At 34.5% G+C, this 26,621-nt stretch carries 52 protein-coding genes; 10 read left to right on the top strand and 42 right to left on the bottom strand.

What is annotated here, in order from left to right; translation table 11 throughout:
• The 15 genes from G7Y42_RS04610 to G7Y42_RS04540 all read right to left on the bottom strand — a co-directional run.
• Positions 1-324: transposase (locus G7Y42_RS04610; RefSeq protein ID WP_165037823.1), on the bottom strand; the 324-nt coding region annotated here is incomplete at its 3' end.
• 117 nt (positions 325-441) lie between these two features.
• Positions 442-852, bottom strand: coding sequence for a hypothetical protein (locus G7Y42_RS04605; RefSeq protein ID WP_165007409.1), 411 nt, complete (start codon positions 850-852; stop codon positions 442-444).
• Entirely contained in the window at positions 849-1,253 is a 405-nt protein-coding gene (locus tag G7Y42_RS04600; RefSeq protein WP_165007412.1) for a hypothetical protein, read from the bottom strand. Before G7Y42_RS04600 ends, G7Y42_RS04605 begins: the two co-directional genes overlap by 4 nt.
• Entirely contained in the window at positions 1,246-1,500 is a 255-nt protein-coding gene (locus G7Y42_RS04595) for a phage head-tail adapter protein (protein WP_225610375.1), read from the bottom strand. Before G7Y42_RS04595 ends, G7Y42_RS04600 begins: the two co-directional genes overlap by 8 nt.
• Before the next feature lie 85 nt (positions 1,501-1,585).
• On the bottom strand, positions 1,586-1,948 hold the full coding sequence (locus tag G7Y42_RS04590) for a head-tail connector protein (RefSeq protein WP_165007415.1): 363 nt from the start codon (positions 1,946-1,948) through the stop codon (positions 1,586-1,588).
• A 73-nt stretch (positions 1,949-2,021) separates the two neighbouring features.
• Positions 2,022-3,155, bottom strand: a complete 1,134-nt coding sequence (locus G7Y42_RS04585) for a phage major capsid protein (protein WP_165007418.1) — start codon at positions 3,153-3,155, stop codon at positions 2,022-2,024.
• Positions 3,156-3,881, bottom strand: coding sequence for a head maturation protease, ClpP-related (locus G7Y42_RS04580; RefSeq protein ID WP_165007421.1), 726 nt, complete (start codon positions 3,879-3,881; stop codon positions 3,156-3,158). It abuts the gene before it with no gap.
• Positions 3,882-3,915: 34 nt separating this feature from the next.
• Positions 3,916-5,151 carry a phage portal protein gene (locus G7Y42_RS04575; RefSeq protein ID WP_165007425.1) on the bottom strand — a complete coding sequence of 412 codons (1,236 nt, stop codon included), beginning with the start codon at positions 5,149-5,151 and terminating at the stop codon, positions 3,916-3,918.
• On the bottom strand, positions 5,151-6,941 hold the full coding sequence (locus G7Y42_RS04570; RefSeq protein WP_165007429.1) for a terminase large subunit: 1,791 nt from the start codon (positions 6,939-6,941) through the stop codon (positions 5,151-5,153). The genes G7Y42_RS04575 and G7Y42_RS04570 overlap by 1 nt, the downstream gene beginning before the upstream one ends.
• Positions 6,932-7,387: a phage terminase small subunit P27 family gene (locus tag G7Y42_RS04565; protein ID WP_165007451.1), complete on the bottom strand. Its 456-nt coding sequence runs from the start codon at positions 7,385-7,387 to the stop codon at positions 6,932-6,934. Before G7Y42_RS04565 ends, G7Y42_RS04570 begins: the two co-directional genes overlap by 10 nt.
• Before the next feature lie 526 nt (positions 7,388-7,913).
• Positions 7,914-8,228, bottom strand: coding sequence for an HNH endonuclease (locus G7Y42_RS04560; protein WP_165007432.1), 315 nt, complete (start codon positions 8,226-8,228; stop codon positions 7,914-7,916).
• Between the two features lie 33 nt (positions 8,229-8,261).
• The gene (locus tag G7Y42_RS04555) at positions 8,262-8,561 is read right to left on the bottom strand and encodes a hypothetical protein (RefSeq protein WP_165007454.1); all 300 of its coding nucleotides are present in this window, start codon (positions 8,559-8,561) and stop codon (positions 8,262-8,264) included.
• Complete coding sequence (locus G7Y42_RS04550; protein WP_165007435.1) at positions 8,558-8,785, bottom strand: hypothetical protein; 228 nt, start codon at positions 8,783-8,785, stop codon at positions 8,558-8,560. The genes G7Y42_RS04555 and G7Y42_RS04550 overlap by 4 nt, the downstream gene beginning before the upstream one ends.
• 216 nt (positions 8,786-9,001) lie before the next feature.
• The gene (locus G7Y42_RS04545) at positions 9,002-9,394 is read right to left on the bottom strand and encodes a hypothetical protein (protein ID WP_165007438.1); all 393 of its coding nucleotides are present in this window, start codon (positions 9,392-9,394) and stop codon (positions 9,002-9,004) included.
• 54 nt (positions 9,395-9,448) lie between these two features.
• Complete coding sequence (locus tag G7Y42_RS04540; protein WP_165007441.1) at positions 9,449-9,898, bottom strand: hypothetical protein; 450 nt, start codon at positions 9,896-9,898, stop codon at positions 9,449-9,451.
• Positions 9,899-9,982: 84 nt separating this feature from the next.
• Here G7Y42_RS04540 and G7Y42_RS04535 point away from each other — a divergent pair, with 84 nt between their 5' ends.
• Complete coding sequence (locus G7Y42_RS04535) at positions 9,983-10,132, top strand: hypothetical protein (protein ID WP_165007444.1); 150 nt, start codon at positions 9,983-9,985, stop codon at positions 10,130-10,132.
• On the opposite strand, the gene G7Y42_RS04530 is transcribed toward G7Y42_RS04535, so the two are convergent.
• The 21 genes from G7Y42_RS04530 to G7Y42_RS04435 form a co-directional block, all read right to left on the bottom strand.
• Positions 10,133-10,795 carry a hypothetical protein gene (locus G7Y42_RS04530; protein WP_165007447.1) on the bottom strand — a complete coding sequence of 221 codons (663 nt, stop codon included), beginning with the start codon at positions 10,793-10,795 and terminating at the stop codon, positions 10,133-10,135. It abuts the gene before it with no gap.
• 410 nt (positions 10,796-11,205) lie between these two features.
• Positions 11,206-11,619, bottom strand: a complete 414-nt coding sequence (locus G7Y42_RS04525; protein ID WP_165037825.1) for an ArpU family phage packaging/lysis transcriptional regulator — start codon at positions 11,617-11,619, stop codon at positions 11,206-11,208.
• A gap of 630 nt (positions 11,620-12,249) precedes the next feature.
• Positions 12,250-12,942 (bottom strand): ORF6C domain-containing protein, encoded by a 693-nt coding sequence (locus G7Y42_RS04520; protein WP_165004486.1) that lies wholly within the window; start codon positions 12,940-12,942, stop codon positions 12,250-12,252.
• Positions 12,914-13,051 (bottom strand): hypothetical protein, encoded by a 138-nt coding sequence (locus G7Y42_RS04515; RefSeq protein WP_165004484.1) that lies wholly within the window; start codon positions 13,049-13,051, stop codon positions 12,914-12,916. The genes G7Y42_RS04520 and G7Y42_RS04515 overlap by 29 nt, the downstream gene beginning before the upstream one ends.
• A gap of 70 nt (positions 13,052-13,121) precedes the next feature.
• Positions 13,122-13,475 (bottom strand): hypothetical protein, encoded by a 354-nt coding sequence (locus G7Y42_RS04510; RefSeq protein ID WP_165004482.1) that lies wholly within the window; start codon positions 13,473-13,475, stop codon positions 13,122-13,124.
• Positions 13,472-14,089: a DUF1642 domain-containing protein gene (locus G7Y42_RS04505; RefSeq protein WP_165004480.1), complete on the bottom strand. Its 618-nt coding sequence runs from the start codon at positions 14,087-14,089 to the stop codon at positions 13,472-13,474. Before G7Y42_RS04505 ends, G7Y42_RS04510 begins: the two co-directional genes overlap by 4 nt.
• A gap of 11 nt (positions 14,090-14,100) precedes the next feature.
• Entirely contained in the window at positions 14,101-14,964 is an 864-nt protein-coding gene (locus G7Y42_RS04500) for a DNA cytosine methyltransferase (RefSeq protein WP_165004478.1), read from the bottom strand.
• 11 nt (positions 14,965-14,975) lie between these two features.
• The gene (locus G7Y42_RS04495; protein ID WP_165004476.1) at positions 14,976-15,194 is read right to left on the bottom strand and encodes a phosphocarrier protein HPr domain protein; all 219 of its coding nucleotides are present in this window, start codon (positions 15,192-15,194) and stop codon (positions 14,976-14,978) included.
• Complete coding sequence (locus G7Y42_RS04490) at positions 15,191-15,400, bottom strand: hypothetical protein (RefSeq protein ID WP_165004474.1); 210 nt, start codon at positions 15,398-15,400, stop codon at positions 15,191-15,193. Before G7Y42_RS04490 ends, G7Y42_RS04495 begins: the two co-directional genes overlap by 4 nt.
• A complete protein-coding gene (locus G7Y42_RS04485; protein WP_165004472.1) occupies positions 15,397-15,711 on the bottom strand; it encodes a MazG-like family protein in 315 nt (104 codons plus the stop codon). Before G7Y42_RS04485 ends, G7Y42_RS04490 begins: the two co-directional genes overlap by 4 nt.
• A 10-nt stretch (positions 15,712-15,721) precedes the next feature.
• Positions 15,722-15,853, bottom strand: coding sequence for a hypothetical protein (locus tag G7Y42_RS15140; protein WP_277424419.1), 132 nt, complete (start codon positions 15,851-15,853; stop codon positions 15,722-15,724).
• Entirely contained in the window at positions 15,850-16,083 is a 234-nt protein-coding gene (locus G7Y42_RS04480) for a hypothetical protein (RefSeq protein ID WP_165004504.1), read from the bottom strand. The genes G7Y42_RS15140 and G7Y42_RS04480 overlap by 4 nt, the downstream gene beginning before the upstream one ends.
• Positions 16,084-16,088: 5 nt before the next feature.
• Positions 16,089-16,334 (bottom strand): hypothetical protein, encoded by a 246-nt coding sequence (locus G7Y42_RS04475; RefSeq protein ID WP_165004470.1) that lies wholly within the window; start codon positions 16,332-16,334, stop codon positions 16,089-16,091.
• A 17-nt stretch (positions 16,335-16,351) separates the two neighbouring features.
• Complete coding sequence (locus G7Y42_RS04470; RefSeq protein WP_165004468.1) at positions 16,352-16,546, bottom strand: hypothetical protein; 195 nt, start codon at positions 16,544-16,546, stop codon at positions 16,352-16,354.
• The gene (locus G7Y42_RS04465; RefSeq protein ID WP_165004466.1) at positions 16,547-16,831 is read right to left on the bottom strand and encodes a hypothetical protein; all 285 of its coding nucleotides are present in this window, start codon (positions 16,829-16,831) and stop codon (positions 16,547-16,549) included.
• Between the two features lie 16 nt (positions 16,832-16,847).
• The gene (locus G7Y42_RS04460; RefSeq protein ID WP_165004464.1) at positions 16,848-17,717 is read right to left on the bottom strand and encodes a Lin1244/Lin1753 domain-containing protein; all 870 of its coding nucleotides are present in this window, start codon (positions 17,715-17,717) and stop codon (positions 16,848-16,850) included.
• A gap of 82 nt (positions 17,718-17,799) precedes the next feature.
• Positions 17,800-18,786, bottom strand: coding sequence for a hypothetical protein (locus tag G7Y42_RS04455; RefSeq protein WP_165004462.1), 987 nt, complete (start codon positions 18,784-18,786; stop codon positions 17,800-17,802).
• Position 18,787: 1 nt separating this feature from the next.
• Entirely contained in the window at positions 18,788-19,303 is a 516-nt protein-coding gene (locus G7Y42_RS04450; protein ID WP_165004460.1) for a hypothetical protein, read from the bottom strand.
• Between the two features lie 98 nt (positions 19,304-19,401).
• A complete protein-coding gene (locus G7Y42_RS04445) occupies positions 19,402-19,548 on the bottom strand; it encodes a hypothetical protein (protein WP_165004458.1) in 147 nt (48 codons plus the stop codon).
• Entirely contained in the window at positions 19,545-19,877 is a 333-nt protein-coding gene (locus tag G7Y42_RS04440; protein ID WP_165004456.1) for a hypothetical protein, read from the bottom strand. The genes G7Y42_RS04445 and G7Y42_RS04440 overlap by 4 nt, the downstream gene beginning before the upstream one ends.
• 14 nt (positions 19,878-19,891) lie before the next feature.
• Positions 19,892-20,068, bottom strand: coding sequence for a hypothetical protein (locus G7Y42_RS04435; protein WP_165004454.1), 177 nt, complete (start codon positions 20,066-20,068; stop codon positions 19,892-19,894).
• Between the two features lie 76 nt (positions 20,069-20,144).
• Here G7Y42_RS04435 and G7Y42_RS04430 point away from each other — a divergent pair, with 76 nt between their 5' ends.
• Positions 20,145-20,459 carry a hypothetical protein gene (locus G7Y42_RS04430; protein WP_161440378.1) on the top strand — a complete coding sequence of 105 codons (315 nt, stop codon included), beginning with the start codon at positions 20,145-20,147 and terminating at the stop codon, positions 20,457-20,459.
• On the opposite strand, the gene G7Y42_RS15135 is transcribed toward G7Y42_RS04430, so the two are convergent.
• Positions 20,440-20,568: a hypothetical protein gene (locus G7Y42_RS15135; RefSeq protein WP_270217522.1), complete on the bottom strand. Its 129-nt coding sequence runs from the start codon at positions 20,566-20,568 to the stop codon at positions 20,440-20,442. The genes G7Y42_RS04430 and G7Y42_RS15135 overlap by 20 nt on opposite strands.
• A 137-nt stretch (positions 20,569-20,705) precedes the next feature.
• Positions 20,706-21,023, bottom strand: a complete 318-nt coding sequence (locus tag G7Y42_RS04425) for a MerR family transcriptional regulator (protein WP_165004452.1) — start codon at positions 21,021-21,023, stop codon at positions 20,706-20,708.
• A gap of 102 nt (positions 21,024-21,125) precedes the next feature.
• On the opposite strand from G7Y42_RS04425, the gene G7Y42_RS04420 reads away from it, so the two are divergent.
• Positions 21,126-21,332, top strand: a complete 207-nt coding sequence (locus G7Y42_RS04420; RefSeq protein WP_165004450.1) for a hypothetical protein — start codon at positions 21,126-21,128, stop codon at positions 21,330-21,332.
• Here G7Y42_RS04420 and G7Y42_RS15130 read toward each other — a convergent pair.
• The 3 genes from G7Y42_RS15130 to G7Y42_RS04410 all read right to left on the bottom strand — a co-directional run bounded on the left by G7Y42_RS15130 (position 21,329) and on the right by G7Y42_RS04410 (position 22,025).
• Complete coding sequence (locus G7Y42_RS15130) at positions 21,329-21,454, bottom strand: hypothetical protein (protein ID WP_277424418.1); 126 nt, start codon at positions 21,452-21,454, stop codon at positions 21,329-21,331. The genes G7Y42_RS04420 and G7Y42_RS15130 overlap by 4 nt on opposite strands.
• Before the next feature lie 43 nt (positions 21,455-21,497).
• Entirely contained in the window at positions 21,498-21,719 is a 222-nt protein-coding gene (locus G7Y42_RS04415; protein WP_165004448.1) for a hypothetical protein, read from the bottom strand.
• Between the two features lie 81 nt (positions 21,720-21,800).
• Positions 21,801-22,025: a DUF739 family protein gene (locus G7Y42_RS04410; RefSeq protein WP_165004446.1), complete on the bottom strand. Its 225-nt coding sequence runs from the start codon at positions 22,023-22,025 to the stop codon at positions 21,801-21,803.
• Positions 22,026-22,192: 167 nt separating this feature from the next.
• Here G7Y42_RS04410 and G7Y42_RS04405 point away from each other — a divergent pair, with 167 nt between their 5' ends.
• The 7 genes from G7Y42_RS04405 (at position 22,193) to G7Y42_RS04375 (ending at position 26,041) form a co-directional block, all read left to right on the top strand.
• Positions 22,193-22,975 (top strand): S24 family peptidase, encoded by a 783-nt coding sequence (locus tag G7Y42_RS04405; protein ID WP_165004444.1) that lies wholly within the window; start codon positions 22,193-22,195, stop codon positions 22,973-22,975.
• Position 22,976: 1 nt separating this feature from the next.
• Positions 22,977-23,180 carry a hypothetical protein gene (locus G7Y42_RS04400; RefSeq protein ID WP_165004442.1) on the top strand — a complete coding sequence of 68 codons (204 nt, stop codon included), beginning with the start codon at positions 22,977-22,979 and terminating at the stop codon, positions 23,178-23,180.
• Positions 23,173-23,451: a type II toxin-antitoxin system YafQ family toxin gene (locus G7Y42_RS04395; RefSeq protein ID WP_165004439.1), complete on the top strand. Its 279-nt coding sequence runs from the start codon at positions 23,173-23,175 to the stop codon at positions 23,449-23,451. The genes G7Y42_RS04400 and G7Y42_RS04395 overlap by 8 nt, the downstream gene beginning before the upstream one ends.
• A gap of 152 nt (positions 23,452-23,603) precedes the next feature.
• The gene (locus G7Y42_RS04390; RefSeq protein WP_206215437.1) at positions 23,604-23,960 is read left to right on the top strand and encodes a heavy metal-binding domain-containing protein; all 357 of its coding nucleotides are present in this window, start codon (positions 23,604-23,606) and stop codon (positions 23,958-23,960) included.
• Positions 23,961-24,131: 171 nt separating this feature from the next.
• The gene (locus tag G7Y42_RS04385; protein WP_241161906.1) at positions 24,132-24,899 is read left to right on the top strand and encodes a hypothetical protein; all 768 of its coding nucleotides are present in this window, start codon (positions 24,132-24,134) and stop codon (positions 24,897-24,899) included.
• Between the two features lie 80 nt (positions 24,900-24,979).
• A complete protein-coding gene (locus G7Y42_RS04380; RefSeq protein ID WP_165004434.1) occupies positions 24,980-25,609 on the top strand; it encodes a hypothetical protein in 630 nt (209 codons plus the stop codon).
• 117 nt (positions 25,610-25,726) lie between these two features.
• A complete protein-coding gene (locus G7Y42_RS04375; protein WP_126344280.1) occupies positions 25,727-26,041 on the top strand; it encodes a hypothetical protein in 315 nt (104 codons plus the stop codon).
• Positions 26,042-26,061: 20 nt separating this feature from the next.
• Here G7Y42_RS04375 and G7Y42_RS04370 read toward each other — a convergent pair whose 3' ends face one another.
• On the bottom strand, positions 26,062-26,556 hold the full coding sequence (locus G7Y42_RS04370) for a hypothetical protein (protein WP_126344283.1): 495 nt from the start codon (positions 26,554-26,556) through the stop codon (positions 26,062-26,064).
• Positions 26,557-26,621 lie beyond the last annotated feature (65 nt).

Genomic DNA, 26,621 nt, shown 5'->3' with positions numbered 1-26,621 from the left:
ACCAAAAGTAGAGAAATGCGGGATAGGATCCTCGAATGAATAACCTAAAAACCAACGATAAGCAACATTTGTTTCAACGTCTTTAATAGTCTGTCTCATCGAACGGATACCAAATAAATATTGGATAAATACTAATTTAATTAAGACCACTGGATCAATACTGGGACGACCATAGGTCGAATACGTAGATTCTACAATGGGATAAATGAAATCAAACTGAATCGCTGCATCAATCTTTCGAACTAAGTGATCTTTAGGTACAAGATCATCAATTGTTAACATAGCAAATTGATTTCTACCTTCAATCGATTGTTTTCTCATCATTAGAATCACTCCCAGAATAGTTTATACAATGAGTATAAAACAAAAAAACTGCAAACAACACTCCAAATTTAGGAGTTTGTCTACAGTCTGAAGACACGATGATTTCGTGTCTTAATTTCAATATTCGGTATCATAAATTTTTGTATTTCCTTCGTAACGACGTGCGTCTACAAAGCGTTTTGTTTCAGAAAAGTATTCATCTAACCCTTGCCCGGAAATTTGGCCAAAGCCTAGTTTTTTCATCTCTTTTTTTATCTCATATTGAATTTGTTTGCATGTTGCTCTATATTTCGATTCAACATCAATCTGTATCATATGCTCCACAGAAAGCTCTTTGTTGCTTCCATGGTATGCCTCGTTAGGTGTATCTACAGGACGAAGCGTGATCATTGGACCTGTTTTATCGGCGGTTTCAGGTTGCTCATAAAATTTAATACGATATTGCTCGGTATTCTCGTTATATGTCATTGAACGAATATACTCATTCAAACAAAGAGCCTCATAAATGATATTAAGCATATCTTTCATAATCTCTTTTTAACCTCCTCCCCAACAGCATCAAAATACAATGGCTCGGAATTTTTAAGCGATTTAGTGATTACGCCAAAACCTCTTGGCCTAATTTGCTTGCCTTTTCGTGTATATCCCCATTCATTTAAGTGAATGATTCTATAACGCTGGTGAGGACCATTCCAACCGATTTCAGCTTCTGCCTTGTAATTTCTATACGTTGCGTTCTTACGTACAACCTCATCGATCGTATAACCTTTGTCTTTAAAAACGGTCATATCCGTTTGCAACTGTTTTTCTACTTTTTCAGCGCCGGCATTGATTGCTTTTTTTGTTAATGTCTTAGTTTTCTTTTCTCCAAACTTTTTCTCTAAAGCCTGGATTGTTTCTTGAATGCCTTCAAACTTTACATTACTCATCGTTTATCACCGCTAACAAAAGTGTGACAAACTCATTCGAGGCTAAATCATGTCGTACTTCCACAATATTCCATCTGAGTCCGGAATATCGATAATCAATTATTTCTGCAAAATCTTTATTGTCCGGAGTATACTTTTTTCTCGGATCACGCATCACCAGAGTGACAGCCAGTTTACTATCTAATCCATTCAAAACTTCAAGGTCCTTCATTGATGGATCGTATATTTCAGCTCTTGTTTTATACAATATTTTTTCCTCATCATTACCGGGTTCAGGCCCATTTGAAGGTTTATATTGATAAAAGAAAACTTTTGTGTTTAATTTTCTTGTGCTAGATCTTTTCAGTAGACTCACCTTCTTTGAATACTTTATAACTCGCTTTGAGTTGAAGAATAAGAGAGTTGAATCCTAAGTCATACTCTCTTAATCCCCCAGTTGCATTCGATGTTTCGATGGTGGCTGAGCGCGCATGATAGTAATGATCCGTTAGCATCAAGATAGAAAGGTTTAAAAGATCTGTGTACTCGTTATCTGTTTCATAAAAAGAAGGCTTATCTTGTCCAATAGTTCCTTTGATATATGCAATAGCAGCTGCCGCTGATCGTTTAATGCCGGTATTATCATCAGAAAAATCTTCGCGAATTGCCTCTTTTATTTCTTCTAAATCTTGTTCATTTTTAGGATCTAGAATCATGAATACACCGCCTAACTAAGTTCGATAGTTGCCCCATCTGCAGTCGGGGTCACTTTCCCGACGACTGCCGGGGCTACACTTTTTTTACAGCTAAACGGAACGCTGAAGCCAGTTTAATCTGATGGTCAAACCATGCTGTGACAACAAACAAGTTAATACCTGTTTTCACGTCTTTATCTTGTTCGTACGTCGCACCGATATCGTAGTTAAAGTGTGAGTATGAAAAATCTCCGATAACAGGGGTAACAGCTGCATCAGTAAAGATTACTGGTTTTCCTAAAATTTGTTCAGGTTGTGCTGTATAAAGAGTGGCACTTCCGTTAGCTAGGGTTTCGATGATGTTTAAATAATCCGCATATTTCATCATGATTTTTGCATTTTCACGATAATCTTCGTGTAGATCAGCAATAGCAGCTTTAATTACTTTGTATAAATCTTCACCTTCGACTTTTTTAATATTTACTTCCGTTTCGTCATAAAAACTCATATGTTCTTCGCCAGGCTTAGGAGTTGTAGCAAACGCAACTTTACGCTCTTTTGCAGCTACACCAGACTGTAAATTACGCTCTACAGTTGAAACTAAGTTCGTATTTGTTCCAGCTAAGATAGTTTCAGAAATACCAGCAAGCACTTTAAACTTATGACGTCCAAAAGTTACTGTATCCCCTTTTGCCTTCAGTTCTTTAGCTGTCTCCATATCTGCAATAAAATCATCGTCATCCAACGTGAAAGAAATTTTTGGAATTTCTAAATTAGGAATGTTTGTGATAGTCGAAACATCTCTTAATCGATTTTTTACAACTGGCTCAGAGATAATGTCAGTGGCTACTGTTTTTGGTAAGAATTTCCCGCCTTTTGACGCATCATCATCACCTAATGCTTGTAAAATATCTGATGGAACAGCTTCTTTTGCAATGGTTTTACGAATCAATTCTGCTTTTGCATCAATTACTTTTTGTTTAGGATTTTCAGAAGTGGTAAATTGTCCTTTTGACAAATTAGCCTTTTGTTCTGCTTCCATTTGGTCATGTTGAGTTTTGATAATATCGAAACGTTGTTGTAAATCATCTTTTGATTTTTGCATTTGAACTAGCTCTTCAGCGCTCGTTCCTGGATCGGTTGCTTTTTGCATAATCGTATCGTTTTGTTTTTGAATTTGTTGTCCTAATGTAGCTAAATCTTGTTTTAATTCATACAGTGTTTTCATTTATAATCCTCCTAGAATTGTGCTTATCAAGACTTTGTTTTGTTTTGCATGCTCAACGATTTTTTCTATTTTTTCTTGGTCTCTCGAGTTTTCTTGTTTAGAGTCCAAAAGATTTTCTGGAACTCTTTGATACGTTTCAAACAGTTTTTGACTGATTGAAGCTGCAACTTGATTAGCTGACTCAACCACATCGCAAAGACCGTAACTGTATGCTTCCTGAGCAGACATCCAAGTTTCTTCATCCATAATTTGTTTTATTTTTTCTTCTGTTAACTTTTCGCCAGCTTTTGCTAAATACGTAACCACAGAAGATTCAGCTATTTTGTCCAAATCGTCTGCTTGTTTACGTAGCTCTCTGGCATTTCCCATTGAGATTGTCCAAGGATTGTGGATCATTAACATGCTGTTTTCAGGCATAATGACTTCATCACAGCTTGCTACAATCACACTGGCAATCGAAGCTGCTAAAGCATCCACATGAGCTACAACACGTGCTTTGTGCTGTCGCAACATATTTCCAATTGCAATTCCTTCAAAAACAGACCCGCCTGGTGAATTTATGTGAAGATTAATCTGACTAACTTCTCCAAGCTCCTTCAAATCTTTTTGAAAACTTGCTGCAGTAGTGTCTGTGTCGTCCCATTTGTAGGAGACAATTTCTCCAAATATAAAAACGTCTGCTTCATTTTGATTAGCAGACTGTTTACATTCCCAAAACTTTTTCATTTCAACCCTCCTTTCAAGGCAAAATAAAAAAGACCTAACTACTTTTAGTTACGTCTGTTTCACTAGATTTATTCGATTTTCTTAAGGTTGGATCCATTTCTTGTGGGTACATATCACCTGAAATCCATAGATCAGCAGCTTTACCACCACGCGGAGGCATTTCTTCTAACATTCTCGCTTCGTCAGGAGACATCCAACCGTCGCGTATTCCGCCATGATAAAATTTTTGGCGTGCATCACTGTCTCCGCGAAGCAATCCCATCATGTTAAACTTGAAGTAGTATCCTTTTATTCTTTCAGTTTTTTGAAGTATTTTCTTATTAAATTCTCTTTCATATTGCTTCACAATCGGAGTAAGTGTCATATTAACGAATAGTTGCATCAACTGCTCATTTGATGAGAAGCTGCTACTGTCAGAGTTCAAAAAAATGCTAGGAACGTTATAAACATTAGCAATACGATCTCGAGTAATTTCCTCAGTGATTTTCATATCAGTTGCTACGAAGTTCCGTTTCATTTCTTCAATGGTTACACCCGGCTCTTGAAAAAGCACGCCACCGTTTTCTTCATAGAAACGTCGAAAATCTTCCACTACGGCTTTTCTTTTTTCTTCATCAACGTTAGTGTTATAAGTTAAGATGAATGAATCTCGTAAAGATTGCATTTCTTTTAAAGAAAATTCGCGGACCGCTTTATCAAAATCATTCGAATTCTTCAATACTTGAATTGGACTTATTCCCTTCCAATTTCCGTTTCCTGCGATATGTCGGACATGAATAACATCAGTATTATGAAAATAAAAAGTTTTACCATCATTATTCACTTGATACCATAATTCTTTACTATCCTGTTCAATTACTGGTTCAACATAGTTTGGATTGAAAGGGACCAAAGTATCAAATTGCCCTCGAAAGTCTCGAATAATCAAAGCATAGCCGTTTCCATTTGTATTCCTACTGACTTCAAGTACATTAATTATTTGGTCCAAAGTTTGATTTTTATTAGGAAAATATATTAATCGGTCCATAGACTCATCGAATTGTTGATCGTAATTCAGATATTTTTTGAATGGTAGACTGGACAATGTATTACTTAAACGAGAAACGACTGAAAAAATATTTTCATTTGTTTCAAGAGTTGAATTTTCTATTCCAAAAAAAGTCTTGCCAAACCAAGCCTTAAAGTTACTACTGGTTGAGTAATCTTTTATAATTGCCTGTTTGATAAATTTTGGAGTTACTCTATTAACCACTTTTTGAAACTTATTCATTATTTACCTCCCTTCATCATTTCTCTGACGCTTATGAAACCAATAGTTCCGCTCTGTTTAGATTTTGTAGCAAACATTTCAACTACGCTGACATGACTATTCAATACAGCAGCAAAACCATCTATTTTCCTATTCTTCGATTGCTTTGTCGGCATCCAATTAGTGTTGCGATCTTGAACTAGCTTCACGTTAGAAAGATACCACCTAAAAATTTTCTGTTGGTTATAAATTACTTTCCCGTCTAAGAAGCGTTCTTTCAAATCTTTCATCGGACCACCAAGAGTAGTGAAGCCCTGAATAGCTTCTTCCATCACAAACCCATAGTCAATCATTTGCCGATTCAAAATCAAACTGTTTCTCCTGTCATATCTGATTTTCAGTATTTTATATTTTTTTGATTGTTCAACAAACCAGTCAAAAACAAACTGGTAATCGACATAACTGCCTGGTGTCACAGTTAGATCACCTGATTTTATCCAAGCATCCAACCGTTGTTTATTATTGTCGTTGTTATATCTCTCTTGCGAAATCCAACTATGTTCTAGAACTGCTATTTCTCCAGTTTCGTAAATAGGAAACTCTAAATTAGCCGATGTGAAATCTTGCGTTTCTGATAAATCATATCCCCCAACACATTCTTCTCCTTCCATCGTTTCCCAATCAATTATTTTGTTATTCTTATTGATTGTCTGCATATCCAGAAACGATAGTTCGTCTATGTCAGAAAATAGATTGAACTGCTTAGTGATCCAGTCCGCTCGTTCCTGGGGACTATTACGTTCTGTTTTCCAATCAGTTACCAAATCAACAAATGACATTAATCCGATATTTGGATTAGCTTTGATCCAGTTTCTTGGATCATCCGCTTCAGAAACATCATCTAGCTTTGCTACAAAATAAAAAACCCGTTCATCTAGCCCATCTTCGAGATGTTCTAAACAATCGAGTGCATTGTCATAATATTGCATAAGCGGCCCATCCAGAACATAACCAGCTGTAGTTATATAAACGATCAGCGGTTGTCTTCGTGTACCACGAGATTTTTTTATTACATTGATCAATTTGAAATTAATGAATTCATGGATTTCATCAAAAATCGCAAAATGAGTGTTTAAGCCATCCAGCTTTTTACTATCAGATGCTCGAGCTTCCATTTTAGAGAAAGTAGCCTCATCCTTAATTAAGGATCTTTGTGGCTTATATTTTTTATCCAAACGCGGCGATTGTTTCACCATTTCTTTGGTTTTATCGAACAAAATAGACGCTTGATCTTTTGCATTGGCCAACACATAGACATTGGCACCTTGCTCATGATCATATCCAAGCATGTAAGCAGATAGCCCACTTATGAGAGATGTCTTTCCATTTTTACGACCAACGAATGTCAAAGCTTCACGAAAACGTCGAATTCCTGTGTCTTTATGAATCCATCCGAACATCGAACCGATGATAAAATGTTGCCATGGTTGCAAAATAAATCGGTCAAAGTCTCCTTCAGTCGGACGGCAATTATCTTCAATAAAACGAATAGGACGATGCCCTACTTCTTCATCAAAAATCCACGGAAATTCTTCTGTTCCTTGTCGTTCTAAATCTAATACATGACGTTTAGCAGCAAGGATGTTTTCTTTGCTTGCTGGTATAGATCCATCAATCAATCGTTCAGCATACCAAGTGGTTAACAGTTCAGGATATGGTTCTAATAAGATGCCTCCCCATGAAGCTTGTTCTTCTTTGTAATCAGCCCACCATCTTTCAAGTTCTGAATATGATAATGACATCAGGTCCATTCATCATCATCCTCACTTTGAGCCATTTTTATAGCTAATTTAGCTCTAGCTGAAGGTGATAACCCCAAGTCACTTCCAAAAGACCGCATGTTTTTTGAACAAGTATCCAATTGTTTGATCAGTGGATTGCCAATATCTTCTGGATAATCTCTTTGCACTCTAGCTGCTTGATTTTGCAGTTTTAAATGTTCTGAGTACCAATAGCAATACATAGCCAGCGGATAAACATCACCGTTCGTAATTAAATCTATCTCAAGCAACTCTTCTTTCAAGAAATCAAACGCTTTTGTTGCAGATTCATTTAACCATTCAGGCGCTCTGATGTTGTCGCTTTTCATTTGTAGGCGGTCCTCTGCGTCTGCACGCTTCTTTAATTCTTTAGTGTTCTTTTTGTTAGGATTCTTTTGCAACAATTGCAACTTTGCGCTCTTAGCTGGCTGTGGCATCTCATCACCTTCTTTCACAATGTATTTTATCCTAATTTTTTCTAACTATTTTGTAATACCTTTTAATGCCATCTTTTTCAATTATATCTTTGATAGCCTGATCTACAGTTTGAGAACTGAAAAAATATTTAAATAGTATTTTCAAATAAAACAAGTACACTGTCTTTCTAGGCTTTAAACCCAATTTAATAACATTTTCTTTTGTTATCTTGTTCTTATCCATTAGTTTTCCTTTCTAAAAAAACTTGAAAAGCGGTATTTGTGTGAAGGAGGGAGCTCACCGGTCAAAAAAATTCCTAATTGCTCCTTTCTTTGATAGGGGGGCTACTTGTCTTTGCTTCTCCTAAGCTCGATTTCCAATCTTAAACTCTCATATGCTAATCTAGGTGACGCTAGCACTTCGTAATTAGTCTCACGAGATTCATAAGTTGATTCTATAATCACAGTTCCATTCAAAACAGCTGATTTTAATTCCTCAATTTCTTTAATGAGACGATCTAAAGACTCAATCTGTTTATTTGTTGCATTACTCTCTTGTGGCATAGAACTTCACTACCTTTCTCTTCGTTTTAACTTTCTTTTCTCCTCCTGATTTCTCAGGATGTTCTTTGTTATGACAGGCAAGACAAACAAGCTCTAGGTTATCTATGTCCCAGAACTTAGTTATATCTTCTCTTGCTTCGATTAGGTGATGGACAACTACTCCTCTTGTGACTACCCCTCTGCGTTGACACTCTTGACATACACCAAAGTCTCTTGCTATGACTAGCTCTCTAAGCTCCCTCCACTTGTTCGTCTTATAGAGTTTGTCTATCTCGTCTCTAGGCCTAGCTTCTTTCATTTACATATCTCTCTTGTTCTTTCTAAACATTATTCATCCTCCCACTTTCTCTGTTTCTTTTGATATATAAGTACTAACCAACGCTCGCTGCACTTGAAGAACACCGTCCACTTCTAGCTCAGTAACATCAAGCCCAAGTCTTTCTTTCAAAAACTTAGCATTGTGTTCAGCTTTAATTGTTTGCTCAGCGATGAAATAATTTAGTGCCGCTACTTCATCCATCTTTAACCCAACTAGGCTAATGATGTTCATAAACAATGTGGCCAGTTCATCCATATCTTTCTCTGCTCTTATCTTTTCAATTAACTTGATGTAATCATAGTTATCATTTATTTGATGTACCTCCCAATATTCGTCTGTATGTTCTGCTCGCTGAAATAGCCATGGCCACAGTAACGAAGATTGTACTTATCGATCTCATCTGGTGCTGCTTCCCTGGTCATTTCAATGATGGAGTACTTCTTTTTAATTTGGACTGATTGGACAATTCTAATTGGATCATCTGTATTTGGTTGTGGATACTTATTCGATAGTGATACATACCAGTAGTTTCTCATTTGATCTTTCTCCTTTTGCGAAAGGGAACAACTTCATTACTGTCCTTTCGCTTGTATGTATCAACCTTTGATGGTCTTCTAAATTCCCAGACTCCCCTGCTGCTACCATCATGAACAGTAATTACTTCATACTTCTGTTCTAAGTATTGCGGTCTATACATTGTCGTGCCTCCTTTACGCAAAATAAAAAGACCATCCATAAAACATGAATGATCTTTACTTAACTAATTCATCAACGTATTTTTTAATTTTTTTCTGATCTGATTTGTTTAATTCTTTGATTTCTTTCTTTATATGACTCACATCATTATTCTCTTTGCTGTTTCTTGTGCCCCACCAAGGATGCCAAAATAAATGTGAGCTACTTGAACTGCTCTTTACACTAGAACTTTTGCTGCTAGGTTTACTTGTTTTTGGACTAGTCGACTTAGCTCCACTACCTTTCGACGTACTGCTGCTTTTACCAGAAGTATGCGATGATGAGTGAGAACTAACATGTGGCGCACTGTGAGTAGAAACATGAGGTGAAACGTGTGGCGAAACATGCACAGAGGCATGGGCAAATCCAATTAGAATTGCTGGTAAGGTGATAATGGATAGTAACTTCATAATTCCTCCTAAAATAAAAAGATCACTCTTTGAGTGGTATTTTAACTATTAAATTCATTTAAATATTAGCTTTATATCAGGATCACGTCCTAAAAAATTTTTGTAATACTTCTGCAATTCTTCTTTATTCATGCCATTTTCTAAGCTGTATCCTTCTTTTTCTGTTTGCTCTGGAGACACTGCTAAATGTATTTCTCTATATTCTTTATCCTTAGCAAACTGTAAAAATTTCTTTAAAAAGAATGTTGATATCCCTCTATGTCTACAATTAGTATTTGGAACACAAATAAATTTCAACACTAGATAAGGACTACTATTACGGCGTAATTTCAGATAATTTTTCCCTGAGTAAAAACTCATGATAAATACTTCTTCTTTCCCATCAAGTAAAGAAAATTTAACTCCATCATCAGTAGTCAATTTAGATTCAAACTTGTATTTAATATCTTTATTTTTAAGTGCTTTCGGTAATCCCCATAACTTTACTTGTTCTTCCATATCCATTAATATCACCTCAGTAAAATCTTACCACAGATATTGTGAAAATAAATACTAAGTGTATAATTTTAGTTATCAGCGAGTGGTCCGTTGAAATACAAACAAAAGGAATTTAATATGAGTGATAAAAAAACGCCAGAACATAGTTACAACCGCCCTGCACCTATATACGAAGAGCGAGGATTGGGAATTCAAGTTCCAACTACCAATCAAGTTAAACCGCCAATAGAGAAGAAATAATTATTCCTTTTCTATAAAGAAGATAAACATTATTATATTCTGTTTAATATCTATATATATATGTTTATCTTCTGTTTTATATTTATCTCCGTTGAACATTTTTAAAACTTCTTCATATTCTATTTTTTCAGTTGTACTAAAAGTTTTGCCTGATAGCATTAGTTGTAGATTATCTTCTATATCCCCTAAATATTCTAGAAACCCACTCTCTATAAAAGTTTTCTCTTCATTACGCTCAAACAAATAAATAGCAGGATATTTATTGGAATTATTATACAGAAGTTCTTTTAAAATATGTCTGTTTATTAAATTGGGTTTTCCCTTCTCATTAATTTTATTATCGATTTTCTGTATTGCTTTATCAATAACAAAAGGGTATAGAGTAGTTGTAAACAGTATACTGATTAGGACTCCCAAAATAAAAACAATCAATATCTGAGAAATATTCATATTTTCAAATTTCAAATTTATATTGAAATATTTATATAATAAAATTGAAGCAATTAACGTAAAAAAAATATTTAACGCTGAAAATGCCGATAAAACAATTATTTTTTCATCTTTTCGGTCTTTATTAAAATCTAGTAAACCTTGCTTACTTAAATACCAATAGCTTAAAAAACCTGGTATACCTGTACCTATTATAGAAAGAATTTTTTCCATATTATCACCTTTTTTTCACAATGTTTTTGGCTTAACTTTCAAAATAATCCTTTAAACCCATAATCACTTTTTATTTATTATATAAGTATTATCTTAACTAAGACTTTAACATATATCTATAGAACAAACACTAAATACATAAAGGAAACAAAATGTTTTGATTTATATATAGTTTTTGTCTATTTCTAAACAATTTTATAATAGACAGCAACATATGAACTAATGTTGTAGGAGCTGAACCCCACATCCTTTAGTTTGTTTGCTGCTGTCTATCAAGCTTAATCATGTGACAATAGACAACGATGTTCTTTTTTATTTTGTCTCAGACCTATCACTAATCTTTCGACACTACCATAATATCACTGGTAAATGGCTAAAAACCGCCATCATTCCGCCAAAAAACCGCCAAATTATTTATATGCAATTATTCTTCCGTGTTTATACGCTTCTGCGAACTCTACTAGAGCTTCCGACTTCATCCGTTGTATGCTTCTTTCTGAATAGCCCACTTCACGGCTAATCCTGTAGTTTGAGAAGCTATCTGGTACACAGAAGCTGTAGTAAAGTATCTGACGACTAATAAGACTAAGAGACATCAAAGCCGCTAGAATCGCATCTCTCTCCGCTTCTATATCCATCATCTGGACCAATGCATCCTCTGCCTTGTTTCCGTATTTCGGTGCCTTCGGCATATCCGTAATAATCGGCGACTTAATATCTATCAAAGAGCGACCTGCTATACGCTCTAAACGTCTAAAATTCTTTAAAACATTTCTAGCATTATCTCTTGTTTGTTTGAAATCTACTTCTCGTAATAAATCCATCAAGCAAAATCGCTCCTTTTATGTTATAATGAGAGAAGATTTTTGTTACAATTCGCCATACTATGTAGGGACAGCCCATTACTGGCTGTCTATTTTTATATAAAAATACTATAGTAGTTATAATTTTAAGTTATAAATAATAATATGAATTTCTGTTATCATAAAATAAACAATGTTTTTTATCTTAAAAACTCTGGAGGAAATTATGCCTTTTATTGTTTATTTTTTTATGACATTTGTTATCATTTATATTCCTGTACCAACAATTATTTTTTTATTTTTTAAATTTACAGAGCAGCTTACTGGAATTGTAATTATATATAAATTACTTCTTTTAATTTTATTGATGTTAGATATCAAATTAGGATTCAACTTACTTTATAATAAAAAAATTAAAAAAAGAAATTACATCACTTTTCTTTTGCTCAACATATTAGAAGAACTTGTGCATATTTATTTCTTTTATACCTATCACAAGAGTATTCTCTTTATTTTATGCATTGCTCAAATACTTTTATTAAGTTGTGCTTTTTTATTTCCTCTATCTAAAAATTTTCGGAATTTTTTATTTTAATAACAAATATAATATATCTAGACAGCCACAAAGTGACTGTCTATTTTTATGTTCTTTTACCACAAACTAGAAATCCCGTTCGCTTGATTAATCCTAGCTTGTAATTCTAAATCTGGTTTCCATTTTGGGATTAAATCTATAGCTTCTATGAATCTAGCTTTTGGAATATCCATATAAGAAGCCACATCAAATACTGCTTTCAATTGATTGTAACAATTACTAAACGCAGCTCTGTTTATGCTCTTATTCTTATAGGCATTACTTTTCTTACCGCCTAGTATTTTTATTACTGTAGATCGAACTAATCCCTGTATTTTACGACGTTGACTAGAATTGATGATCGTTTCCGTCTCTAATTTATCTAATAGTTCATTTACTGCTGCTAAATTTCGTTCATGTTTTAGCGCTGTTTCTAAAAGCAATTCGGTATTACTAATCGGTGGTGTTACTTCCTTCAATTGATTTTCCATTTGATTGAACCGTTCAATATAGGCCATTGCAAATTGTGCACCTTTGGCTCCTGTCATACGTGTACTGTATAACTCACATCCTTTTTTAGTTAACAAGTAGTTTGGTAGTTCTTTATTTTGAGAATTTGTATACGTTGATTCAATAAAATAGGACTCGTGATTTTTCACGCCACCGATTTGTTTGATGATATTTCGAATATCTTTCAACACGTTGTCATGTGTACGCCCCACCATTTCCGCTACTTCGTTACTAGTAATCGTTCTTTCGATTTTTTCCATCCATAATTTCTCCCTTCTTCAAAAGCTTTGCGTTAGCCGTTCCATTCTGGATCGACTTTTGTTCCAAACGGCGTTTTTTCTTCTTGATTTTCGATTTCGTCTTTCCCATTATTTCTTATTCCCCTCTTGGATAATTACTAACATGACAATGAAAAGTACAATAAAGATAAAAGGATAGATCATTCTTTTTCCTCCTGTTCTAATCCCCATTGAGCGAATGCTGCTAGAACTTGGAATTCTTCTCTATCACTTAAGTGATCGTAGTAATTAACAATTTCTACAGGCATTTTTTCAACTGCTTTTCTTACTAAATTCATTGGATAGACAGGTTTGTTACATTTACAAGTTTTCTCTTTCAACCACTCCAACACGATTTTCTGGTTGTCGTTAAGTTGTGGTTCATCTTTGACTAAGCTATCAACCAGCTCATAAGCAGTTTCGGTTTCCTCTCTGATCCTTTCTATAGATATCGCTTGATGTAACGCATTATCCAAGTGTTCTCTGATATCTAGCAGTTTGTCTTTGTGCTTCATCCTTCAGCCACCTCTTCCACTGGCACAGCAAATGGCCAATATCTTTCATCAATTGCTTTGATTTCTTGTTCTGTGAATTTCATATCGTCGAAGTCATTATTATCGGCTAGTTCAATTTCATCGTCACTCTTCATTAAATAAGCCCCTTCGATGTCTGGAAAAAACATTTCTGGTGACGCGATTATTTTCGGTAAATAAACATAATACAACGGCTCTTTCTCGACCTCATAGCCGTCTTTCATACGGATGAGGGTTTCGATTGGTTTATTTTCGGATTTAGCAAACCACTGATATAGGGCGCTATCGGTGTCTCGTTCCTCCCAAAATACAAGATATCCAAAAATAGCATTATCTAAATCATCTTTGTTCTCTTCAAACCAATCAGCCACAAACTTCGGCACCACTGGCTTCTGCGGTTCGTCTAGTTGCTTGACTTCTTCTAACAACTTTTTAGCTTCGCTTAACCCTTCTATTTTCCCTTTATTAAAATCAGATACATGAGAATTACATTTAAATTCGTCATTTCCATCTGTCTGTTCAATAGTCACTGAATTTGTTTTTAAAGCAGTACACTTTAGATTTAGCTCACGAATAATATCTTCAATTATTTTCATCGCTGCTCCTCCTAACTAAAATATTTAACTAACTGTTTACCAATCCATCTACCCATATCTACAGGTACGGCATTTCCTATTTGACGATAAGCGTCGTTATCTGTACCTTCAAATCTGAACCAGTCTGGGAATCCCTGGAGTCGTTGATATTCCAGTACGCTGTATGGTCTGATATTATTACCATCATCAACTAAGCGGGTGCTACGATCTTTGGCATAATGTGCGACGCAAGTCGGCGCAATTCCGTCTCTCGTTGTAATAATCGGTTTGTCACGATACTCTCCATTTAGCCGCTTGTAAACGTAGTCTGGAATATGGATTTCAGGATCATTTTCTAAAATATCCCCAACTGTTATTGGCGTTTGTTCGACAGCCATTGGATATTCAAGATTATCAAATGGTTTCCTCGTACCTATGACGATCAGCCGCTTCCTTTCCTGCGGTAACCACCAATTCGCGTTTACAGGACATTCGACTCGTACATAGTAATCAGGTAGTTTTGTCATACACTCCATTACAACTTGAAATTTACGCATTCCAGGAACATTTTCAATCACATATGCCTCTGGTTTTGCAAGTGCAATATGACGAAAGAAGTGAAGGAATAAATCATCTCCTGTTCTTGTCCCGCTTATGTCAGCGATGTTCGAGTATCTCGTACACGGAAAAGTACCGATGTACACATCTGCATCTTGTTGATCCAACACTGTAATTTTAGTGATATCACTTTGATTGATTTTATGATCAAAATTCTTTTTCAAAGTATTGACTGCTTTTTGGTCAATCTCGAAGGATTCTAAAATTTCGATTCCCGCTTCTAGCATGCCTAAATCCATACCGCCTGCACCGCTGAAATAACTCTTCGCAGTTATCATTTGCTATACTCCTATCTCCTTGTCCATAATAAGAACCACATCAAATCTTCTGTCGTACCGTTTAAATAAAGGTTCACTTCTGCACCAATCGCAACTAGAATGCCGATAATTAACAGGACAATCCCTGCCACTGTATATTTTTCCCCTTTTCTACTTTTACAAATAAGGTGAAATCCTAGAATTGCTAATAAGCCACCAATCACACACCAAAATATTGTTAAACCTATCATTTGCTGTCCTCCATATTTTCCACCCCCAATACACTACATTCCTTAACTTCACCACCAAATTTTTCCGCAGTTTCCCTTGCATTTTCATAGCTACGAAACCACTGAGAATCTTGTAATAAAGGAGTTAAATTCAATGAAGCAACATTTATAAATTGATTACTTTTTCTGTAAAAATATTGACCAAACTTAATTACATAAAATTTCATTCGCCGTCCTCCAGTAAATCTTCTAGCTTCACAAACACACCATCAACCATTACACCTTTACGTCCTTCGATTTCGTTGTATGCTTGGTTCAGACACTCGTACAGATCCATATCGTTTTGCATAGCTAAAATAATCAAGGTTACTACTACGTCTCCAATTCCGTCTCTTAAACCATGCTTATCTTTTCTAGCTAGAGAAGCAGCAACCTCACCAACTTCTTCGACCGTTTTAAGCATTTGCTTGCTAGAATCAGCTTGATCCAAGCCTTTTTCTCTTGCCCATTTCTCTACTTTTGTAATTAGTTCGTCCATTGTTTTCCTCCTAAAAAATCATCTGCCAAAGCAGTACACCAAATTTGACTACTCCTGCTAATACAATCATTGCCATTGCCAAAACAAGTCCACATCCTAAAAAATTAGCAGCGACATCTAGTAAGTATTTAAAATAATTCATTCTGCAGCCCTCATTTCTGAAAAAGAAACAATCGTTCGACCACCATATCTAACCACTAAACTGTCATCTTCTGGATGAGTAGTTTTAATGGTGATCATTGCTGAATTGTCATAAACTTCTTTTACGTATCCTTCAAACGGATATAACCATGGCGTATCACGCTTTGAATCGCAACAAAAGCATTCGACTTCTTGGCCAACTTCTGGAATAAAGTTCTTTTTTCTGCTCATTTGATTCACCTCTTTTTCATCCAAGCCTGATTAGATTTAGCTTGTTTCCTTTTTTCCTGCTCAAATTTTTTAGATTGTTTATTGGTATTAGGATTCTTAGAATAATCTTTCACTTCTACCACTTCACCATTACTTACATAAGCGGCTAGTTCGGCCATTTCTTTTGTGTTATATCGATTTGCCTTTTTCAAATCAGGGACTCCATATCCTTCTGAATCGACATAACACATTGCTTTTACAACGTATGCCACGTTCAAACCTCCAATACCTAATTTCTAAATGCTCTGCGCACTGTATACGCTTCGTTAATGATTTTCTTCAATGTATCCGACGGATAGATTCGATGTTTTACTTTCTTAACATCTTCCTCATGCATCCAATTAAGTTGTTCTATCGTCTCGTCATCAAGGGAAAATCTCGGCCTTTTCTTAGGTGTCCCACCTGTTTGTTTTGGCTGTCCCACCTATGCTATCGCTCCTTTGCCATGTTTTTCCAAAGCTTTATGAATGCCTTTAAGATAGTCATCGAATGTTAACCCGAGCCATCTTTTTTCACGATACAACCGAGGATAGAGCTGAAAAATGAAATACGGACGCATATAATAAACAAATCGCTCTTTTGCTTGTTCCTCTGGAATTTGATTTACTTTTTCATCTCGAATTCCTCTGTAAGCTAGCCGTAAATCTTGTTTTGCTGACTCTGTCGTGGTGATTTTCTCTAAACGATGTATAATGTCTAAGTAATCCATTCGTCACATCCTCCTCTCAAAATGGCACATCTTCGTATCCACGTTTTAGCTCTTCTTCTTTGCGTTTGTTATATCCTTCTGGATCATCAAGCCAATTAGGAATAGGCTCTTTACGTGTTCTAGGTTGAGAGTTGGAAAAAATCTTTTTGTTCTTCTTCGCTTCCCAATCTTCTTTCGCTTTGATTGCATCCTGTAGTGTAGAAACGTTATTTGACTTCCACGTAGTAAAGATTTTATCCACGTATTTTTTTAGACCGTACATTTCCACGCTATTCTCATAAGCGGATTGAAAAGCAAACAAAACAATTTCTGATCCCCAGTCACGAATCCATGGACCTAATGCTCCTTGCAAAACGCCAGTAGGTGGTTTTCCCCAGCTTTTTTGAATGAACTCGTACACGCCTATATCTTCTTCATAATCTTTTATTTTATTTACTTTACTTTCCTTTACTTTACTTTGGGGATTAATGTCATCATTAACTCTTTCATCTTGTGTATTATTGTTTGCATTAATTACGTACTTAGTTGGTTTTGGTGATTTCCTTCTTTTTGTTGCTTCAAAGTATGTGGCTTGGATATTCTCACTCGTAAGCACCTCGACCGAGTCAAACAGTTTTTTATCAAAAAATCCCCATATGACTAAGCGGTTCACTATTTGATTGAGCATTTCCTTACTTACTCCGGGCAGGCGTTTTAAAAGAGTAGCTTGCGTTAAATCATTCCACAGAATGAAATATCCTTTTTTGTATATCGCACAAAGCAGTTTGATTACCGCAATTTCTCCTTTTATGCCAAACTCCCCAGCAATAGCCTCTATTTTTTCATCTTCGAAAACATCAACATCAAGAGGAAAATAATCAAGACCTTCTTTTGTTGGTCTTGCCACACTATCACCTCCTTAGATAAGCGAGAGAGAACTCTCTCGCTATAGTGGTGGATTCATTGAATCAAATAATGTCGTTTGTTGATCAAAAGGGAAGGTCATCATCTGAAATATCTACTTCTTTTCCCTCAAAATGAGGATTCATATCATCAAATAATTCTTCCTGTTTGTTCTCTTCTTTTGGCATCAATGAAGAAACTTTGTCACTTAAACGTCTGATCAAATCTTTTCCAGTCACTTCATTAATTTGTTTAAGATCATCAATTCCATAAGCTTTGATTACTTCTTCTTGTGAAAGATTATTTGCCTTAGCAATCACATCTGCTAAAGTACAAATCTCCTCTATTTGCTCGTTCGTTACAAGAGGTATTGAAGTTTGTTGTTCTAGACGATCATTTAAAAGAATGTCTGATGCTTTTTTCATAGCCTCTTGTTTCGCATTTTTCGCTAACCATTCTATATACGAACGATCTTCTTTCACTATTTCTCCAAGAGTGCGTCCTTTATATTTACCAAATGTTACCTTCATTGCTAACGCATCTTGTTTATTCATTGTTTCCATTTGTTCTCGCTCTGAAAAATCTTGTAAATCTTCCATATCCTGTGTGAATACTTCAGATAAACTAGCAATCGTTAATGTGGCATCTATTTGTGCCCTTTTCTTAGCCATTTTGAGACACGTGTTAGCCAAGGTAAACGGATCTTGTTTGATGTATTTTTTTTCTTTGGTATTACAATGCCCCATACCTTCAGTTATTTTCATTCCATCTTTTGATAGTGTGCATTTGATCGTATAAGCAAAAAATCCGTTGTCATAATCTTGAATTCGCTCGATTTCTTCATATTCACTTGTTACTCCAAACAACATTTGTATTTTTTCCGCACCAGGCTTCAGTAGAGTAGGTTTATTAGTTCCAGGTATCACACCAAAATCTTGTCCACTCTTCAAGTTATTTTGGACAACATTTTGAAAATTAGCGATGGCTTGGAGTTGTTTCGTAACTTTATCTAAATCAGCTCCCATAACCATGTCCATAGCGCTATTCTTTTGTATTGCTACTTCATTATTCAATTTAACTTTTCACCTTCACTTTCACTTCTGGCTCTTTGATATCAACTGTTAGATTTGGAATATAACAACCATTCTCATCTATTACTCGAAGATCATCCGTTAGTTGAAACACACCGTCAGCAATCAACTTCTTGATGTCTAGTTTCTTTGGTTTGTATTCAGTTGATTCTTTAACCAATTCAGGATGTTCGTTTCGAAGGTATTGAATAAATTGTTCTTTCTCTTCTTTTACTTTTGATGGTTGTAATTTAAATTGCGATGGCTTACGCAAATCTACAGGCTTCATCGTCAAAACAAAGCTTTTGGTTTCTACTAGTTCTGCATTTCCCATCAACTGTCTTTGGATAGCGACAGCTTCATCAATTTCTTTTTGTAAATCTGCACATACACGATTCTTTCTTTCTGTTATCTGTGCAATTTCAAGATCGTATTGATTAAGCCGATGTTTCTTCGCTTGCTCCAATTCCTCGATTTTTTTCGTGATCCATTCCAAATCATGGCCTTCAAAATGACTCATCTTCATCCTCCTCATCGATTGGTGCTTCATATTGAGGAACTCCCCAACTTTCACTCGTTAAATAGCTGTCTAAGTTTGCTAACTCTTTCATTCTTTTGTCACTCCTTAAGTGTAGAGTTGGCAAGATACGTCAAACCTAAAGTAATGAAGTAAATCCAACCATAGAAAATATTAATTGTGGCGAAGCACATACCCACACCAATGAGGGCATATGCTCCTTTCACATTAATTCGTGTCTTTTTCATTGAAATTCCCCCTTGAGAATACGGGTCATCACATCAGCGAAATCTTCCTCGCTATTAATAACAAAGGTATGGTCTGCAGAAATTCCATCAGCCACTCCAAACTGGTGTTTTAATTTTGTACACTCAGCACAATCACAAGATGTTTTTGCCAATTCATCTTGAGCCCATTTATATTGTTCAAGCACACCTGTAACAACCAATTTTGCTGGTCCAGTTTCTGCTTTGATAATCTCTCCCTGTCCATCTACTGCAGTGACAGCTAAACCAATATTTTCTTCGTGACAAATTATCATCAATTCTTCAATAAGATTTTCAATTTTTTCGTTCATGTGATAAAATCTCCTTAGGTATAATTTGTTTGTTGCCGATTAGCGATTGCACTCGTTGATCGGTCTTTTTTTATTTCTTGCCACTTCTTCTGACGTTCACGCCATTGATTACCTAACAAATCAGGTTTCACATCTTTGTGATATTCCTGATTTAGTTTTTGCATCAAGCGTTGATGCTCTTGTAACGTCATTCGATTCCTCCTTTCGTTTATTGAATTTCTCCATTTCTATTTGATAAAATATTTTTAGAAATGGAGGTGAAACATAATGAAGTTTGAATTAAATGGACTTGATGATTTACAGAAAAATCTAAATCAATTATCTAAAAACGCTAAGGAATTAGATGGTGAACATTCTGTACCATTCGATGAGCTTTTCAATGAAAAATTTATGATTGAAAATACTAATTTTTCTAATATTGATGATTTTATTGAAAAATCTGGATTTGATTTTTCTGATATAGAATCAATCGACGACAATGAATTAGATAATTTCGTTAGCTCCAATACAGACTTTGAATCCTGGGAAGATATGAAGTCTGCTGCTGGTTCAGAATGGGTAACTAAGAGATTAGGTTTCTAATTTCATTAATCTCATCTAAAGTCTTTTGAAGTTGGTCAGCTTGCTCTTCAGCTTGTTTGATCAACTTCTTTAATTTTTGCAAATCAACTTTAATAACTATGTCCTCCATGTTATCCCTCCTTCGTCTCTCACCGTCACCACCTCCAAGAAGAGGAGTTGCCCATGCAAGTAGGTATATGTGCTGTGTTTTTTGTAGTTTTTGAAGGAAATTGCAACTCCTCTTTTCGGAAGTGGTGAGTGTAGAATTTACATAGCTCTCATACGATAATTTAGCTTTTGATCAAACAAAACTTTTTTAGTATAATTTTGCTTTGCTTTTTCAGCTTCGGCTAAATCGTACAGGTAGCATCGACCTCTTTTATCAACTGGTTCAACTCTCCCTTGCTTTAAATAAATATCAACTGTTTTTTCTGAACACCCCCATTTATCAGCTAGTTCCCTTATGGTAAAAAGAGTTTGCTTAGCCTTTGCAAAATAAGTAGCTTCTAGTACTTGTATTTTTTCATCTACTTTTTCTTCAATTAGCTTTTCAATCAATCCTGCTAATTCGCTTGATGTTTCCACGAGTACACCTCCTACGCTGTTGATTTTCATTCATTTCTTTTGCTAAAATTTCCTTATCAGTGAGTGGTCCGCTGAAATAACTAAAAAGGAGTGACAAATAAAATGAAACAAACAATCATAAACGCTTTATTAAATCAAAAAAGAGTGACATTTGTTTTTGATAAAGATGTCCAATTTTCTGCAGATTCTTTAATTAATGCACTACCAAATGACAAAAATTATATTCAAGTTAAAACAGATAATTATGCAGACAATACTAGTCGAATAATTAATCTATCTACAGTTAGTTGGATTCGAATCAAAGATTAAAATGCAATACTTCGAATTAGCTTTGCAATAGCCCAAATCATTGCAGGGCTTTTCTTTTTATTAGAGTTAAAATACTCATTAATGAATTTTTCAATAGAATCACGTGTTTCTTTGCTTATCATTCTTTCTCACCTCCTACTATACTGTTAACAATCTTGTTGCTATTTATTTAGCGGCATTTTTTAAAGCTAATTTCTTTATTCTTTCGATGGATTCTTCAATTATCAGATGACCTACACTTCCAGTGAAACTAAACTTTAATTGACGTATCGTGTTTATAGCTTCTTCATACGTATCAAAAATTTCTAAAGTTTCATTTACCAAGTCATCAATTAAGTTTTCAATACTATTTCTAGACTCGATTACTCTTTCTTCAAACTTTTTCATCTTCTCTCACCTCCTCACGCTGGTTGTTTGACATCGTTAGTAAAAAGATAATTTTAATCTTTCAACTGGTACGCCCTTTGTTCAAACAACTTGAACTCTCTGCTTAAAAAAATATTCGCCTACATCTTCATCATCGATACCAAGCAATTCACATGCCTTCTTAATATCTGTGTCTTTCCATCTAACTTTATTATTCAATTTTAAAGACAAACTTCTTTCCGATAATCCAATAGCAATCGAAAAATTATGTTGAGTTTTATATAACTCAATAATTTTACCTGTCAACTTCGAATAATCAAAAGACATACTGGTCACCCCTCTCTTTTTTGTTCAAATAACTTGAACTTTATATTTATATCTTACCTCCTTGAAATTTGCTTGTCAACAAAAAAAGTTTAATTTTTTTGAACTTTTTTTGTTGAATTTAAGTTCAATACTATATATAATACAAACAAAAGGTGGTGAATAGATTTATGAGAGAAAATACTTCAACAAGATTAAAACAAATTATGAGAGAGCAAAATTTAAAACAAATAGATATTCTAAATAAATCTTTGCCATTTCAAAAAAAATTAGGGGTTAAAATGGGAAAAAGCGCTTTATCTCAATATGTTAGTGGTAAATCTAACCCTGATCAACAGAAATTAGTTTTATTAGCCAAAACTTTAGGTGTTAGCGAACCGTGGTTAATGGGATTCGAGGTAGAAAAAAAGAAAAGCTCTCTACTATCTCTAATCAATGAAACTTCTTCTCAACTCACCCCACCTCGACAACAAAAAGTTTACGATTTTGTAGAATCTCAACTAAAAGAACAAAAGTGTGAAACTAAACAAAAAAATAATCCTCTCACTTCTTTAGAACAGTTTAGAAAGAAAAAAGAAGAAGAAACAATTTACGGAACAACAAAGTGGTGTGGCCCCGTATCAGCAGGAACAGGTGAGTTTTTAACAGATGAAACTTGTGAAGAAATAGAATTACCTATTGAACAAATACCAACTGAAGCAGATTTTTGTTTAAGCGTAAATGGTGATTCTATGGAGCCTACTTTTCATAACGGTGAGTATGTTTTTGTAAAAAAACAGTTAGATATATTTAGTGGAAAAATTGGTGTTGCTATTTTAAACGGCGAAGCATTTTTAAAACGAATTTGGTTCGAAAACGGTGATGTTAGATTAGAATCACTGAATAAAAAATATAAAGATATTATTGTTACTGAAAATGATGAATTCAGAATCGTTGGAAAGGTGGTTATGTAAAATGGACAAAACAGAAGAAATTACACAATTAATCAGCAACTTAGATTCAGAAGAACTTAATCTAGTCATCGAATATATCTATACTCTGACTTTACAAAAAGAATTTAAAATAGATTTAGACCAAGCACTTAATGAGGTTAACCAAAATAAAACTTCTGATGATTTTGATTCTTTTGAAGAAATGATGAGATCAATCAATGAATAAATTAAAGCTACGTTATACAAATCGTTTCAAAAAACAACTAAAAAAAGCGTTAAAAATGGGCTATAAAGAAAAAGACTTACAAGAAGTTGTTGAGTTATTACAAACTCGGCAAGAACTACCCCAAAAATATAAAAATCACAATTTAGTTGGTAACTATTCTGGCTTTAAAGAATTGCATATTAAACCAGATTGGCTACTCATATATCAAATATTAGAAGATGAACTTGTTCTTCTGTTAATTGAAACTGGAACACACAGTGACTTATTTTAGAATAAACTTTCGGGTTTTGCTTTATCTAAAAGCAAAAAGCGGCTTGTGTTGATGGCACAAGCCGCCTACATACAGCGAGTTTCCTCAGCCGTATATTACGAATGATAAAAATATTATATACGGAAAGCCAAGTCCATAATTCTTAGATTTTAATGTCTGAAAGAAAATATTTTGGACTGGCGAAGGAGGTAAATATTTTGTTAATAACAACTACGGAAAGGATTCCCTCACAAAACTATTCAATTATTGGAGAGGTATTCGGTTTAACAACCCAATCTAAAAATGTTTTTAAAAACCTTGGTGCTAGTTTTAAGAATATTGTCGGTGGCGAGATTAGAGCTTATACAGAGATGCAAGAAGAAGCAAGAAACATCGCGCTAGATCGATTAAAAGAAAGTGCTGAAAAATTAGGTGCAGATGCTGTTGTAATGATGCGTTTTGATTCTGGTTCAATAGGTCAAGATATGCAATCAGTCGTTGCATATGGCACTGCTGTTAAATTCATTTAAAAATAAAATCGATCTGTGCCCCCAAACACAGATCGATACATAAAAAATACAGTGAGTTTCCTCGCCCGTATATTACGAATGATAAATAAATTATATACGGAAATCTAAGTCCATAATTCTTAGATTTTAATATCTGAAAGAAAATAATTTGGACTGGCGGAGGAGGAACTTATGAAAAACAAATTACTTACTTCTATACTGTCTCTAGGAATAGCTCTTAGTCTAGGTGCATGCAGCAACACTCATCACGCATCTTCTCAAAGTAGTACAACAATAAGCAGCTCAAAAACGCTGGATACTTCTTCTGAAAGTAAAGCAAAAGAAGAACAAAAAATTAAAGAAATAGCTGAAAAGAAAAAACAAGCTCAAGAAGCGGCGAAAAAGAAACTTGAGGAACAAAAAGCTAAAGAAGAAGCTGAGAAACAACAAGAAGAGGAACGTAAAGCAGAAGAACAAAAAAAAGCTGAAATATCTCAAAAGACTGCTGCTGCTGAAACTATTCTTGCCCAAGCTGAAACCAACCCGACTAGAGATAACTATAATTCAGCCCTTTCTGCTATCCAAGCAATACCTGATGGAAATCAATCACTATCCGATCGATTAGCTAGTGTTGATTCTACAATCAAAGCAAATGAAGCAGCCCAAGCTGAAGCTGCTAGAGTAGCTGAAGAACAAAGACAACAAGCAATTGCTCAGGAACAAGCTAGACAAGCTGCTGCTCAAGCGGAACAGCAAAAACAAGCACAGGCAGCTCAAGACCATGCCACTGCTCAAGCTCAGCAACAAAATAATCAGGAAACAGTTTATATAGCTCCTGAACACGGAACGAAGTATCATCTAAATCCTAATTGTCCTGGGCTTAATAATGCAAACTCGATCGCACCGATATCAAAACAAGATGCAGAAGCTCAAGGATATACATTATGTAAAAGAGGTTAATATTAAGAATATTTATTGTAGTAAGAACTATTCAATAAAGTTAGTGGTAGTTCTTACTTATTAAGGAGTCAAAGTTTAAATTGAAAAAAATAATTTTGGGATTAGTTTTTAGTAGCATAATATTAGGAGCATGTGGAAATACAGCGAGTTCTACTGATTCAAATGCACAAAAAACAATTGATAGTTTACGTAAAGAAAACAGTGAATTAAAATCACAAATCAATGATTCGAAAAAAACAATAGAATCGACAACTTCCTCAAGAACTGAGACAGATTTATCTCAAAAAAAGACATATGGTCTGAATGAAGAAGCAATTTTAAAAGACGATCAAGGTAACAATATTTATAGTCTAAAAATACTTAAAGCAACAACTACTTCTACTAGTCCAGATTCTGTCTTAACTAACGAAGAACACAACAATTTAATTGAAGTTGTCTATGAATATAAAAATTATAATTATCCTAAAGCCATGTCTGTTAAATCTCAATTCCTTTCAGCTTATGATACTAATGGGATTGCTGGTAAAGATTTAGGATATATGCATGGCCAAACAGAAGTCAGCTCCGGTGGAAAGGCATCACAATCAACAATGTGGTTTGAAATGAATAGTGATCTGAAAGATATGAATGAAATTGAAATTGATTATTCTAATGATTTTTCGTTGGATTTTGAAGGTTCCTTATCATTTAAAGTCCCATTAGAACACTAATAAAGTATCTTTAATTTAGCCGATGAAAAACAAATATTTATCATTGGCTAAAATGTGAAAAGCCTTCGGGCTTTTCTTTAAAGCTCAATAAGAACATACATTCGAAAGGAGAAAAACATGCAGTATCAAGAATTCAGCGAATGGTTAGAGAATAATTCTAACTCAAAACATATATTTTTGACTAAATGGAAAGACTATCAAATATCAAAAAATAGTAAACGAACTGGAAAAACAAAAAAGTGGGATGATGATAAAATAATTCGTACTGGCGAAGAAGAATGGAAAAAGATCGTGACAAATACCTATCAAAAACTTAAATCACATTTAGGAATTCCAAAATACAATGGATATCAAGAATGGATTGATTTTATAGAAAAAAACGAGATTTTAGAATCATTTGACAACAGTATTTTGGAGATAGAATTGGAATAACACTTAGAAACAAAAAAGAATTAACACTGAGTTAATTCTTTTAAAAGATTATTTTTTAAATCTGTAATATGTTGCCTAAAGTAATTAGGCTTACTATTTTCAAAAGCCAATATCCTAAAGAGTTTTCTTTCAAGTTCTGATAATAATTTTTTATTCTTTATAACATACTGAGTAATCCCATTATATTGGACATATTCTCTTTCTATATAGTTCTCTGTAATCGGTATTACATCACTTATAAAGAAGATTGATTTTGTAGTTGTATTCCCAACATGGTAAAAACAAGAAGCAATATCACGCTTAGGACGATTCATATAACTAATAATTCTCTGTTGTGCTTCATTATTTCTGTGTTTCCAATTGCCAACAGGTATGGCCCAATACAAAGAATCATGTTCGGTAGATTTTATCAAACAAACAATAGGTCGTTGTTTGTTGTCGTTCCAGACACCACCAACTTCTCTAATTTTTTGATAGATACTATCTTTTCCAAAGTACATTCCTCGTTCTTTCATCTTACCTCCTAAATAAAAAAAGTCTCTTTGAAAAAATCCAAAGAGACTAACTGTAATGTTTCTGT

The organism is Enterococcus sp. ZJ1622, from assembly GCF_011038845.1.
Taxonomy (GTDB): domain Bacteria; phylum Bacillota; class Bacilli; order Lactobacillales; family Enterococcaceae; genus Enterococcus_B.
The sequence above is the reverse complement of the archived record's forward strand: the minus strand, read 5'-3'. Positions and strand labels throughout refer to the sequence as shown.